Annotated in this window: 11 protein-coding genes; 6 read left to right on the plus strand and 5 right to left on the minus strand. The window is 64.2% G+C overall.

The window, feature by feature from the left end:
- Positions 1-62: 62 nt before the first annotated feature.
- Positions 63-1,556 (minus strand): polyphosphate:AMP phosphotransferase, encoded by a 1,494-nt coding sequence (pap, locus tag C4Q26_RS05150; protein ID WP_023379249.1) that lies wholly within the window; start codon positions 1,554-1,556, stop codon positions 63-65.
- 146 nt (positions 1,557-1,702) lie between these two features.
- Between pap and mnmC the strand changes: the two genes are divergently transcribed.
- From mnmC to C4Q26_RS05175, 5 genes are all read left to right on the plus strand, one after another.
- Positions 1,703-3,670 carry a bifunctional tRNA (5-methylaminomethyl-2-thiouridine)(34)-methyltransferase MnmD/FAD-dependent 5-carboxymethylaminomethyl-2-thiouridine(34) oxidoreductase MnmC gene (gene mnmC, locus C4Q26_RS05155; RefSeq protein ID WP_023379247.1) on the plus strand — a complete coding sequence of 656 codons (1,968 nt, stop codon included), beginning with the start codon at positions 1,703-1,705 and terminating at the stop codon, positions 3,668-3,670.
- Positions 3,671-3,883: 213 nt separating this feature from the next.
- A complete protein-coding gene (locus C4Q26_RS05160; protein ID WP_023379246.1) occupies positions 3,884-5,671 on the plus strand; it encodes an N-acetylglutaminylglutamine amidotransferase in 1,788 nt (595 codons plus the stop codon).
- A gap of 3 nt (positions 5,672-5,674) precedes the next feature.
- Entirely contained in the window at positions 5,675-7,426 is a 1,752-nt protein-coding gene (gene ngg / locus C4Q26_RS05165) for an N-acetylglutaminylglutamine synthetase (protein WP_104882069.1), read from the plus strand.
- Between the two features lie 250 nt (positions 7,427-7,676).
- A complete protein-coding gene (locus C4Q26_RS05170; RefSeq protein WP_023379244.1) occupies positions 7,677-8,849 on the plus strand; it encodes an osmoprotectant NAGGN system M42 family peptidase in 1,173 nt (390 codons plus the stop codon).
- Between the two features lie 101 nt (positions 8,850-8,950).
- Entirely contained in the window at positions 8,951-9,178 is a 228-nt protein-coding gene (locus C4Q26_RS05175; protein ID WP_023379243.1) for a YheU family protein, read from the plus strand.
- A 3-nt stretch (positions 9,179-9,181) separates the two neighbouring features.
- On the opposite strand, the gene csrA is transcribed toward C4Q26_RS05175, so the two are convergent.
- Entirely contained in the window at positions 9,182-9,370 is a 189-nt protein-coding gene (gene csrA / locus C4Q26_RS05180) for a carbon storage regulator CsrA (protein ID WP_023379242.1), read from the minus strand.
- A 128-nt stretch (positions 9,371-9,498) separates the two neighbouring features.
- Positions 9,499-10,308, minus strand: a complete 810-nt coding sequence (locus C4Q26_RS05185; protein ID WP_023379241.1) for an SDR family oxidoreductase — start codon at positions 10,306-10,308, stop codon at positions 9,499-9,501.
- A 236-nt stretch (positions 10,309-10,544) separates the two neighbouring features.
- Here C4Q26_RS05185 and C4Q26_RS05190 point away from each other — a divergent pair, with 236 nt between their 5' ends.
- Positions 10,545-10,697 carry a DUF3309 family protein gene (locus C4Q26_RS05190; RefSeq protein ID WP_003252624.1) on the plus strand — a complete coding sequence of 51 codons (153 nt, stop codon included), beginning with the start codon at positions 10,545-10,547 and terminating at the stop codon, positions 10,695-10,697.
- 67 nt (positions 10,698-10,764) lie between these two features.
- On the opposite strand, the gene C4Q26_RS05195 is transcribed toward C4Q26_RS05190, so the two are convergent.
- Both C4Q26_RS05195 and C4Q26_RS05200 read right to left on the minus strand, forming a co-directional pair.
- Complete coding sequence (locus tag C4Q26_RS05195) at positions 10,765-12,429, minus strand: cation acetate symporter (RefSeq protein WP_023379240.1); 1,665 nt, start codon at positions 12,427-12,429, stop codon at positions 10,765-10,767.
- Entirely contained in the window at positions 12,426-12,737 is a 312-nt protein-coding gene (locus tag C4Q26_RS05200; RefSeq protein ID WP_023379239.1) for a DUF485 domain-containing protein, read from the minus strand. Before C4Q26_RS05200 ends, C4Q26_RS05195 begins: the two co-directional genes overlap by 4 nt.
- Between the last annotated feature and the right edge of the window lie 230 nt (positions 12,738-12,967).

The raw sequence follows: 12,967 nt of genomic DNA on the forward strand, positions 1-12,967 counted from the left end.
CCCACGACGCCTGAGGAAGCAGGTTGCACGAGGAGGCCCGCCCAGCCAACCTCCCCTTTCCGCTATTTCTTGTCTTTGGCGAACGCAGCTTCCAACGCGTCATTGAGGGTGCGCAACACCTTCACTCGTGCCCAGCGCTTGTCATTGGCTTCCACCAGTGTCCACGGCGCGATCTCGCTGCTGGTACGGTCGACCATGTCGCCCACTGCTTCGCTGTAGACGCCCCACTTCTCGCGGTTGCGCCAGTCCTCCTCGGTGATCTTGTAGCGCTTGAACGGAATCTGCTCGCGCTCCTCGAAGCGCTCCAGCTGGGTCTGCTGGTCGATGGCCAGCCAGAACTTGACCAACACCACGCCGGCATTGACCAGTTGCTCTTCGAAATCGTTGATCTCGCCATAGGCGCGCATCCAGTCGGCCGGTGTGCAGAACCCTTCGACCCTTTCCACCAGCACGCGTCCATACCACGACCGGTCGAAGATGGTGAACTTCCCCCGTGCCGGAATGTGCCGCCAGAAGCGCCACAGGTACGGCTGGGCGCGCTCTTCTTCGGTGGGCGCGGCGATCGGCACGATGCGGTACTGACGGGGGTCGAGCGCGGCAGCCACGCGGCGTATGGCCCCGCCCTTGCCGGCGGCATCGTTTCCTTCGAACACCGCGACCAGGGCATGCCGGCGCATGCGCTTGTCCCGCAGCAGGCCGGCCAGGCGTGCCTGCTCGGTGACCAGCTGTTCCTGGTAGTCGCTCTTGTCCAGCCGCCGGGTCAGGTCCAGGGCGCCGATCAGGCTGCGCTGGTCGATGCTACGCCCCAGCGGCGCCACGTTGCCCTGGTGCTTGCCCTTGGGGTTGATGGCCAGCGCCGCTTGCAGGCTGTCGAGCAGGATGCGCCCCACCGCCAGGCTGCGGTAGTAGGGGTCGACACCTTCGATGACATGCCAGGGCGCATAGTCGCGGCTGGTGCGGCGCAGCACCCGCTCGCCAAAGCGAACGAAGCGGTCATAGGTCTCCGACTGCTGCCAGTCCAGCGGGCTGATGCGCCAACTGTGCAGCGGGTCGTCCTTGAGCGCCTTGAGCCGGGCCTTCATCTGTTTCTTGGACAGGTGGAACCAGAACTTGATGATCAGCGCGCCTTCATCGCAGAGCATCTGCTCCAGGCGCTCGGCACCCGTGATCGCCTGGTCGAGCACGGCATCCTTGAACAAGCCATGGACCCGCCCCTGAAGCATCTGGCTGTACCAGTTGCCGAAGAAGACGCCCATGCGTCCCTTGGGCGGCAAGGCGCGCCAGTAGCGCCAGGCCGGTGGACGGGCCAGCTCTTCGTCGGTCTGCTGGTCGAAGGTCAGCACGTCGATCAGGCGCGGGTCCATCCACTCGTTCAGCAGCTTCACCGTCTCGCCCTTGCCGGCGCCTTCGATGCCGTTGATCAGCACGATCACCGGAAAGCGCGCCTGCTGCTTGAGCTCGTACTGGGCTTCGAGCAAGGCTTCACGCAGGGCCGGTACCTCGGCCTCGAAGGTTTCCTTGTCGATGCTGTGACCGATTTCCGCGGATTCGAACATGGCTGCGCTGGCTCCTTGCATTGGATAGACAAGACTAGCGGATTTGCGCCACCTGCACTGGCTCTATCGAGGTGCTTGCCGGCGAGGACTGCGCAACGCCGGCAGATGGCATAAAATCCCCCCCTTCGCGACAACCCGAGCCCACCATGTCCACCCTCCTCCAGCACGCCCAGATCGACTGGGACGACCAGGGCCGCCCCCATTCGCGGCAGTACGACGATGTGTATTTCTCGAAGAACGAAGGCATCGAGGAAACCGTGCACGTGTTCATCGAACAGAACCGTCTGCGTCAGCGCTTCGCCAACCTGGAACCTCAAGCCTGCCTGGTGATCGGTGAGACGGGGTTCGGTACCGGCCTGAATTTCTTCTGCGCCTGGCAGTTGTTCAGGCAGCACGCCCCCGTCACGGCGCGCCTGCATTTCGTCAGTGTCGAAAAGTACCCGCTCGCCCCTGCCGACATGGCCCGCGCGGTACGCCTGTGGCCGGAGCTGGCGGCCTGCACCGAGCCGTTCCTGAAGCAGTACGTGGCGGTGCACCAGGGGTTTCAGCCGTTCACCTTCGACGATGGCCGTGTCACCCTCACCTTGTTGATCGGCGACGTGCTGGAGCAACTGCCGCAGCTCGATGCCAAGGTCGATGTGTGGTTCCTGGATGGCTTCGCCCCGGCGAAGAACCCCGACATGTGGACCCCTGAGCTGTTCGCGCAACTGGCCCGGCTGTCGTACCCAGGTACCACGCTGGGCACCTTCACCACCACCGGCTGGGTACGCCGTGGGCTGGTGGAAGCGGGCTTCGCCATGAAGAAGGTGCCCGGCATCGGCAAGAAATGGGAAGTGATGAGCGGCGAATTCGGCGGCCTCGCGGCAAGCACGCAAACCCCACCCTGGTATGCCCGACCACCGGCTATCGACGGCCCGCGCGAGGCGCTGGTGATCGGCGCGGGGCTGGCCGGCAGTGCCAGCGCCGCCAGCCTCGCCGCCCGCGGCTGGCAGGTCACGGTGCTGGAACGCCACGATGCCGCGGCCCGGGAAGCTTCCGGAAACCCCCAAGGGGTGCTGTACCTGAAACTGTCCGCCCACGGCACCGCCCTGTCGCAGATGATCCTCTCTGGCTTCGGTTACACCCGGCGACAACTGGAGCGCCTGCAACGCGGCGAGGCGTGGGACAGCTGTGGGGTTTTGCAATTGGCGTTCGACGCCAAGGAGGCCGAGCGCCAGCAGAAACTCGCCGACGCCTTCGACAGCAGCCTGCTGCACAGCCTTGAGCGCGCCGAAGCCGAGGCGGTTGCCGGCGTCGCGCTGCCAGCGGGCGGGTTGTTCTATCCGGAAGGCGGTTGGGTACACCCCCCCGCGCTGTGCCAGGCACAGTTGCAGCACCCCGGCATTCGCGTGTTGACGCATCATGAGGTGATCGAGCTGCGCAAGACCAATGGCCTGTGGCAGGCCTGGAATGGCGAACGCCTGCTGGCCAGCGCGCCAGTGGTGGTGTTGGCCGGTGCTGCTGACGTGCGTCGCTTCGAACCTTGCGCCGGGCTGCCGCTCAAGCGTATCAGGGGGCAGATCACCCGCCTGCCGGCGACCGACAGCAGCCGTGCGCTGCGCACGGTCGTGTGTGCCGAGGGCTACGTGGCACCGCCGCGTGGCGACGAACACACCTTGGGCGCCAGTTTCGATTTCCATAACCAGGACCTGGCGCCGACCCTGGCCGAGCACCAAGGCAACCTGGCGCTGTTGGATGAGATCTCCGTGGATCTGGCCCAACGTCTGGCTACCGCCGACCTCGACCCCGCGCAGCTGCAGGGGCGAGCCGCGTTCCGCTGTACCAGCCCGGATTACCTGCCGATCGTCGGGCCTGTGGCCGAGCCGCAGGCGTTCAACGAGGCCTACGCGGTGCTGGGCAAGGATGCGCGGCAGGTACCGGACGTGCCGTGTCCGTGGGTCGAAGGGCTGTACGTGAACAGCGGGCATGGGTCGCGCGGGCTGATTACCGCGCCGCTTTGCGGGGAACTGGTGGCGGCTTGGGCAAGCGGTGAGCCATTGCCAGTGCCACAGGCAGTGGCACAGGCCTGTCATCCGAATCGGTTCGCGTTGCGCCGGTTGATTCGGGGAACGTGATGGGCGGGTTGCCGATCGATGGGGTGCGTCTGTGGGATCGGGCGCGACCCGCGCGGCGTATCGCGAGCACGGCTCGCTCCTGGCGCGGTGTGTAAGCGCAGCGGGCTGCATATAACAGATCGTTCTAAAACTCTCACAATCCCCTCCGGTCAGTTTCTGGTACACGCCCTTCACAGGGCACTGATTCCCCAACGGAAAAACCGGTAAGGACCTATGTGCGGATTAGCAGGAGAGTTACGTTTCACCCCCCTCGACCAAGCCCCTCGCCCGGCCGACCTGGCCGCGGTAGAGCGCATCACTCATCACCTGGCGCCCCGAGGCCCCGATGCCTGGGGTTTCCATAGCCAAGGCCCGATCGCCCTCGGCCACCGTCGGCTGAAGATCATGGACCTGTCCGATGGCTCGGCCCAGCCCATGGTCGACAACACCCTGGGGCTGTCGCTGGCGTTCAACGGCGCCATCTACAACTTCCCCGAGTTGCGCCAAGAGCTGCAGGACCTGGGCTACACCTTCTGGTCCGACGGCGACACCGAGGTGCTGCTCAAGGGCTATCACGCCTGGGGCGCCGCCTTGCTGCCCAAGCTCAACGGGATGTTCGCCCTGGCTATCTGGGAGCGCGATCAGCAGCGCCTGTTCCTGGCCCGCGACCGTCTGGGCGTCAAGCCGCTGTACCTGTCTCGCAACGGTGAGCGCCTGCGCTTCGCGTCGACGCTGCCTGCGCTGCTCAAGGGCGGCGACATCGATCCGATGATCGACCCGGTCGCCCTCAACCACTACCTGAACTTCCACGCCGTGGTGCCGGCGCCACGCACACTGCTGGCCAACGTGCAGAAACTGGAACCGGGCACCTGGATGCGTATCGACCGCCATGGCGAAGTCGAGCGCCAGACCTGGTGGCAGCTGCACTATGGGCCGAACCTGAATGAGCGGGAGCTCGACCTTGAAGGCTGGACCACCCGGGTGCTCGATGCCACCCGCGAGGCGGTGGCCATTCGCCAACGCGCCGCGGTGGATGTCGGAGTGCTGCTTTCCGGTGGGGTCGACTCCAGCCTGCTGGTCGGCCTGCTGCGTGAAGTCGGCGTGGACGACCTGTCGACCTTCTCCATCGGTTTCGAGGACGCAGGCGGCGAGCGCGGCGACGAGTTCCAGTACTCCGACCTGATTGCCAAGCACTACGGCACACGACACCACAAGCTGCGCATCGCCGAACAGGAAATCATCGAGCAGTTGCCGGCCGCCTTCCGTGCCATGAGCGAACCGATGGTCAGCCACGACTGCATCGCTTTCTACCTGCTGTCGCGCGAAGTGGCCAAGCACTGCAAGGGCGTGCAGAGCGGCCAGGGCGCCGACGAGCTGTTCGCCGGCTACCACTGGTACCCGCAGCTGGAGGGCGCCCAGGATCCTTACAGCGCCTACCGCGACGCGTTCTTCGATCGCAGCCATGCCGAGTATCGCGACACGGTACAGGCCCCCTGGTTGCTGGAAACCGACGTTGCCGGCGACTACGTGCGTGAACACTTCGCCCGGCCAGGTGCCGCCGATGCCGTCGACAAGGCCCTGCGCCTGGACAGCACGGTGATGCTGGTGGACGACCCGGTCAAGCGCGTCGACAACATGACCATGGCCTGGGGCCTGGAAGCCCGAACGCCGTTCCTGGATTACCGTCTGGTCGAGCTTTCGGCGCGCATTCCGGCCCGTTTCAAGCTGCCCGATGGCGGCAAGCACGTGCTCAAGCATGCCGCGCGGCGAGTTATCCCCCATGAGGTGATCGACCGCAAGAAAGGTTACTTTCCCGTACCGGGCCTCAAGCATTTGCAAGGCGCGACCTTGGACTGGGTGCGCGAACTGCTGACTGACCCCAGCCAGGACCGTGGACTGTTCAACCCTGCCATGCTCGACCGCCTGCTGAGTAACCCTCACGGCCAACTGACCCCGCTGCGTGGCTCCAAGCTGTGGCAACTGGCAGCCCTGAACCTGTGGCTCAGCGAACAAGGAATCTGACCGATGAAAGCTCACGAAATCGCTTACGGTCAGCGCCTGCTGCGTGGCCAGTCGCCGTCCTATGAGCGCCTGCAGGCGCGCCTGGCCGGTGACGGCAGCGAACCCCACGACCAGCCCCGGGCACTGCACTGCGGCTGGGGCCGCCTGCTGATCGGCCACACCTTCCCGGATGCCGCGAGCCTTGCCGAGGCGCTGCAGGAGGAGCGCCCCGGCGAACGCGATATCGCCTTGTACGTGGCCGCGCCCCAGCAAGTGCTGGCCCAGGCGCCGCAGCATCTGTTCCTCGACCCTTCCGACACCCTGCGTCTGTGGTTTACCGACTACCGTCCGGCACAGCGGGTATTCCGCGGGTTTCGTATCCGCCGGGCGCAAAGCGAAACTGACTGGCAGGCCATCAACGGCCTGTACCAGGCGCGAGGCATGCTGCCGATCCAGGCCGCGCGACTGACGCCGCGCCACCTGGGCGGGCCGGTCTACTGGCTGGCCGAAGATGAAGACAGTGGTGCGGTGATTGGCAGCGTGATGGGCCTGAACCATGCCAAGGCCTTCGACGACCCGGAATTGGGCAGCAGCCTGTGGTGCCTGGCGGTTGACCCGCAGTGCAGCCGTCCAGGCGTCGGCGAAGTCCTGGTGCGTCACCTGATCGAGCACTTCATGAGCCGTGGCCTGGCCTACCTTGACCTGTCGGTGTTGCACGACAACCGTCAGGCCAAGCGCCTTTACCAGAAGCTTGGGTTCCGCAACCTGCCAACCTTCGCGGTCAAACGCAAGAACGGCATCAACCAGCAACTGTTCCTGGGCCCCGGCCCCGAGGCCGAGCTCAACCCCTATGCCCGGATCATCGTCGATGAAGCCTACCGACGCGGCATCGAGGTGCAGGTGGACGATGCCGCCCATGGGCTGTTCACCCTTAGCCTGGGCGGGCGGCGGGTGCGTTGTCGCGAGTCGCTGAGCGACCTCACCAGCGCGCTGAGCATGACCCTCTGCCAGGACAAGTGCCTCACCCGCCAGGCGCTGCACGCTGCCGGATTGCAGGTGCCGGTGCAGCAGCTGGCTGGCAACGCCGACGACAACCTGGCGTTTCTCGAAGAGCATGGGGCGGTGGTGGTCAAGCCGGTCGATGGCGAGCAAGGCCAAGGGGTGGCGGTCAACCTGACCACCTACGACGAGGTTTGCCAGGCTGTAGACCAAGCCCGCCGCTTCGACAGCCGCGTGCTGCTGGAAAGCTTCCACCCCGGCCACGACCTGCGCATCGTAGTGATTGGCCATGAAGTGGTCGCGGCGGCCATTCGTCATCCGGCCCAGGTGATCGGCGACGGCAAGCACAGCGTCAAGCAGCTGATCGACGCCCAGAGCCGCCGTCGCCAGGCCGCTACCGGTGGCGAAAGCCGTATTCCCATGGACGATGAAACCGAGCGCACCTTGCGCGACGCAGGCCTGGACTACGCCAGCGTGCTGCCTGCCGGCCAGCGCCTGGCTGTGCGTCGCACCGCCAACCTGCACACAGGCGGCACCCTGGAGGATGTGACCGAACGCCTGCACCCGGTGCTGGCCGATGCGGCCGTGCGGGCTGCCCGCGCGCTGGAGATTCCGGTGGTTGGCCTTGACCTTATGGTGCGCGATGCCGCGCAGCCGGACTACGTGATCATCGAGGCCAACGAGCGGGTTGGCCTGGCCAACCATGAACCGCAACCCACTGCCGAACGCTTCGTCGACTTGCTGTTTCCGCATAGCCGGCCATTAGGGTCTTCATGAAACGTCTCGAGACGAAGGTCAGGCAAGGCGAAAACAGCCGAGGAAGCGGCGTTTACGGGTTGTAAATGAGCATTGCGAGGCTGTTTTCAACGCAGCATCACCGAGTATCAAGGCTGTTCGTACAGAGCCTAGCCTGAGTGGATGAATTTCAGCGCCTGTGCCGGCCTCTCCGCTCCTGCCCTGAATCTGTGGGAGCGGGTTTACCGGTGAAGAAGCCGGCATGGCCCATACAACGATCAGAGGAGTGCACATGCCCGAACCCGATCTGGACTACCTCAAGCGCGTGCTGCTGGAGATGCTTGCCATCCCCAGCCCCACCGGATTCACCGACACCATCGTGCGCTACGTGGCCGAACGCCTGGATGAACTGGGCATCCCCTACGAGCTGACCCGACGCGGCACCATCCGTGCCACCCTCAAGGGCCGGCAGAACTCCCCCGACCGCGCCGTCTCGGCGCATCTGGACACCATCGGCGCCAGCGTGCGGCAACTGCAGGACAACGGCCGCCTGGCCTTGGCGCCCGTGGGTTGCTGGTCCAGCCGGTTCGCCGAAGGCAGCCGGGTCAGTGTGTTCACCGACACCGGTGTCTACCGCGGCAGCGTGCTGCCGCTGATGGCCAGCGGTCACGCCTTCAACACCGCCATCGACCAGATGCCCGTGAGCTGGGAACACGTCGAGGTGCGTCTGGATGCCTATTGCGCCACACGGGCCGACTGCGAGGCGCTGGGCCTGGCCATCGGTGATTTCGTTGCCTTCGACCCACTGCCGGAGTTTACCGAAAGTGGCCATATCAGCGCCCGCCACCTGGATGACAAGGCCGGCGTGGCGGCCTTGCTGACCGCCCTCAAGGCGGTGGTCGACAGTGGACGACAGCCGCTGATCGACTGCCATCCGCTGTTCACCATCACTGAGGAAACCGGCTCCGGCGCCGCCGCCGCCCTGCCCTGGGACGTGAGCGAATTCGTCGGCATCGACATCGCGCCAGTCGCGCCCGGCCAGGCATCGAGCGAGCATGCGGTAAGCGTGGCCATGCAGGACTCCTCCGGTCCCTACGACTACCATCTGTCGCGCCACCTGCTGAAACTGGCCGGAGACCAATGCCTGCCGGTGCGGCGCGATGTGTTCCGCTACTACTTCAGCGACGCCCATTCGGCAGTCACCGCCGGGCACGATATCCGCACCGCGCTGGTGGCCTTCGGCTGTGACGCCACCCACGGCTATGAGCGCACCCATATCGACAGCCTGGCCGCGCTCAGCCGCTTGTTGTCGGGCTACCTGCTCAGTCCGCCGGTGTTCGCCAGCGACTCGCAGCCGGCCAATACCTCGCTCGAGCGCTTCAGCCACCAACTGGAGCACGATGCGCAAATGGAGAGCGACACCCGGGTGCCCGCGGTGGACAGCCTGATCGGCAACAAAGGTTGAAGTGGGGCGGCCTTGCGTCGCGATGGGCCGCACAGCGGCCCCCCACTTCCTGAGGTTTCGCGTAGCATGCCCGTACCTACGCTCCTGGAAACGCACCTGACATGCTGATCCCCTACGACCAACTGCAAGCCGACACACTGACCCGCCTGATCGAAGACTTCGTGACCCGCGACGGCACCGACAACGGTGACGATACCCCGCTGGAAACCCGCGTGCTGCGGGTGCGCCAAGCGCTGGCCAAAGGGCAGGCGTTCATTCTCTTCGATCCCGAGAGCCAGCAGTGCCAGCTGCTGGCCCGCCACGATGTGCCACGGGAATTGCTCGACTGACCGTCAAAGCGTGTGCAGCTTGGGTTGCTCGCCGGCCTTGATGCGCTTATAGACCTCACTGCGGTGCACCGCCACTTCACGCGGTGCATCCACGCCCATGCGCACCACGTGGTCCCGTACCTCCACCACCTTGATCCGAATGTCGTCACCGATGGTGATGACCTCGCCGATTTCACGCGTAATGACCAACATGCTCCGATCCTCCAGCGACAGGGAAAACTGGAGACTGCATCGGGTACATTAGGCTACTCAACGCCTTGACCGAAATTCAGAACAACCCTACACGATGTGGTAAATCGCCCTACAGACAACCCTCACGGTCAGCGGCTTTGAGCCTTGGCTCGCATCTTCACCGCCATTTCCGCCATCTCGTCATACAGCCGCTCCGGGGCCTGGCGTTTGAGTTGCCAGGCCTGGCGGCCCGCTTCGTGAGGCAGGATCAGGAATTCCCCGGCTGCCACCTGCCGATGGATATGCTCGGCAATCTGGGCGGCGCTGATCGGCGAGCCTTCCAGCAGCTTGCCGACCTGGGCCTTCATGGCCGGGTCCGGCCCACGGAAAGAATCGAGCAGGTTGGTCTGGAAGAACGACGGACATACCACATGAACCGCCACCTCGACCTGGCGCAGTTCGACCAGCAGACTCTCCGAAAGCGCTAACACACCGGCCTTGGCCACGTTGTAGTTGCTCATGCCCGGCCCCTGCATCAACGCAGCCATGGAGGCGATGTTGATGATGCGCCCCCTGCTGCGTTCGAGCAGCGGCAGGAATGCCTTGCACCCCTTGACCACGCCCATCAGGTTGACCGCGATCTGCCAGTCCCAGTCCTCCAGCGACAGCTCGGCGAAGAAGCCACCCGAGGCGACACCGGCATTGTTGACGATGACATCGATACCGCCGAGTTTCTCGTCGCAAGCCTGGGCCAGGGCGGTGAGCTGGCTGTAGTCGCGCACGTCGCAACGTTGCACGAAGCCGTCGCCACCGACCGCGCGGCACAGTTCGAGGGTTTCGCGCAGGCCGGCTTCGTTGACGTCGGCCAGCGCCAGGCGCCAGCCCTCGCGCGCCCAGCGCAGGGCGATCTCGCGGCCGAGGCCGGAACCGGCGCCGGTGATCATGATGCGGTTTTGCATGGTGGCAGGCCTTGTTCTGACAGGTGATGAGACGAGTCTAATCAAGGCGTGGGTGGCAGGCAGGGTTAATCAGGGTAGTGAATGGGGGCCCATCGCCCGCAGCAGTCAGCCTGCCGACGATGGGTGCGTGGGGCCGAACACACAAAAATGGAATCTTTCCCCTCGCCCACCAGTCCGAATTAGCAAGAGGCCAGCAGTCCGAGGCCCTTGCCCTTCAACTACCCAAGGACTCCGTTATGACCACGATCCTCATCATCATCCTGATCCTGCTCTTGATTGGTGGCTTACCGGTCTTTCCACACTCGCGCAGTTGGGGCTATGGCCCTTCCGGCATCATCGGCGTGGTGCTGGTGATTCTGCTGGTGCTATTGCTACTGGGCATGATCTAGCCGGCCTGGTACGAAAAAACCGCGATACGGGTCGCCCCGTATCGCGGTTTTTTTACATCTTCAGTGTTTAGTGGGACACAGCGCCAGAAGCCCCCAGGCCCGTTTGCGAACGAACGAACTGCGGGAAGAACAGCGCACGCTCGTCTTCGGCGGCCTTGGACTTGTCGGTGACCGAGAAGAACCAGATACCGACGAAGGCGATCAGCATCGAGAACAGCGCCGGGTACTCGTACGGGTAGACCGGTTTTTCGTGGCCGAGGATCTGCACCCAGATGGTAGGGCCGAGGATCATCAGCGTCACCGCGCTGACCAGCCCCAGCCAGCCGCCGATCATGGCGCCACGGGTGGTCAGCTTCTTCCAGTACATCGAGAGCAGCAGCACTGGGAAGTTGCAGCTGGCGGCGATGGAGAAGGCCAGGCCGACCATGAAGGCGATGTTCTGCTTCTCGAACAGAATACCCAGACCGATCGCCAGCACGCCCAGGGCGATGGTGGTGATCTTCGACACGCGGATCTCGTCCTTGTCGTTGGCCTTGCCCTTGCGCCAGACGCTGGCGTAAAGGTCATGGGACACCGCCGAGGCACCGGCCAAGGTCAGGCCGGCGACCACCGCCAGGATGGTGGCGAAGGCCACCGCCGAGATGAAGCCGAGGAACACACTGCCACCCACGGCATCGGCCAGGTGCACCGCCGCCATGTTGTTGCCGCCGATCAGGGCGCCAGCGGCGTCCTTGAAGTCTGGGTTGGTGCTGACCAGCAGGATCGCGCCGAAGCCGATGATGAAGGTCAGGATGTAGAAGTAACCGATGAAGCCAGTGGCATACAGCACGCTCTTGCGAGCTTCCTTGGCGTCACTGACGGTAAAGAAGCGCATCAGGATATGCGGCAGGCCAGCGGTACCGAACATCAGCGCCAGGCCCAGGGAGAACGCCGAGATCGGGTCCTTGACCAGGCCGCCAGGGCTCATGATCGCCTCGCCTTTGCTGTGCACCTTGATCGCTTCGGAGAACAGGGTGTTGAAGTCGAAGCCCACGTGCTTCATCACCATCAGCGCCATGAAGCTGGCACCGGACAGCAGCAGCACGGCCTTGATGATCTGTACCCAAGTGGTGGCCAGCATGCCGCCGAACAGCACGTACAGGCACATCAGGATACCCACCAGGATGACCGCGACGTGGTAGTCCAGGCCGAACAGCAGCTCGATCAGCTTGCCCGCGCCGACCATCTGCGCAATCAGGTAGAACGCCACCACCACCAGCGAACCGGATGCCGACAGGGTGCGGATCTCCTTCTGCCCGAGGCGGTAAGAAGCCACGTCGGCAAAGGTGTACTTGCCCAAGTTACGCAGCCGCTCGGCGATCAGGAACAGGATGATCGGCCAGCCGACGAGGAAACCGATCGAGTAGATCAGGCCATCGTAGCCAGAGGTGAACACCAGCGCGGAAATACCCAGGAACGAGGCTGCCGACATGTAGTCGCCGGCGATCGCCAGGCCGTTCTGGAAGCCTGTGATCTTGCCGCCGGCAGCGTAGTAGTCCGCCGCCGACTTGTTGCGTTTGGAGGCCCAGTAGGTGATGCCCAGGGTGAAAGCGACGAAGGCCACGAACATGGCGATCGCCGACACGTTCAGCGGCTGTTTCTGCACCTCGCCGGTCAGGGCATCGGCAGCCCACACGGCGGGTGCGAAAGCACCGCAGGCCAGTACGGCCAAGGCTTTGGCGTGGCGAATCATTGTTGCGCCTCCTTCAGGATGGCCTTGTTCAGCTCATCGAACTCGCCGTTGGCGCGGCGAACGTAGATGGCGGTGAGGACGAATGCCGAGACGATCAGACCGACGCCCAGGGGAATGCCCCAGGTGATCGACGACTCAGGGCTGAGCTTGGCGCCCAGAATCTGAGGACCGTAGGCGATCAGAAGGATGAAAGCGCAGTACAGGCCGAGCATGATTGCCGAGAGAACCCAGGCAAACCGTTCGCGTTTGGTGACCAGCTCCTTGAACCGCGGGCTGTTTTGTATCGAGAGGTAAATGCTGTCGTTCATTGTTTTTGTCCTAGCAGCACAGATAGGGGATGGAACCCACACCCTTACTTTATGCTGCCTTTGGACACCAACCAGACGACCTTAGTCTTAGATGCAACGGTGTTTTACAGAATCCGTAAAAAAGCTGTGCTGGTCTTGGGTCTTGCACAGGCACGTAGATAGAGCGCCGCCCGCGCGGCGCATCGCGAGCAAGGCTCGCTCCTACGTGGGTTCACGGCCAGGGAGGTCTG

This window comes from Pseudomonas sp. SWI44 (genome assembly GCF_002947915.1).
GTDB lineage: Bacteria > Pseudomonadota > Gammaproteobacteria > Pseudomonadales > Pseudomonadaceae > Aquipseudomonas > Aquipseudomonas taiwanensis.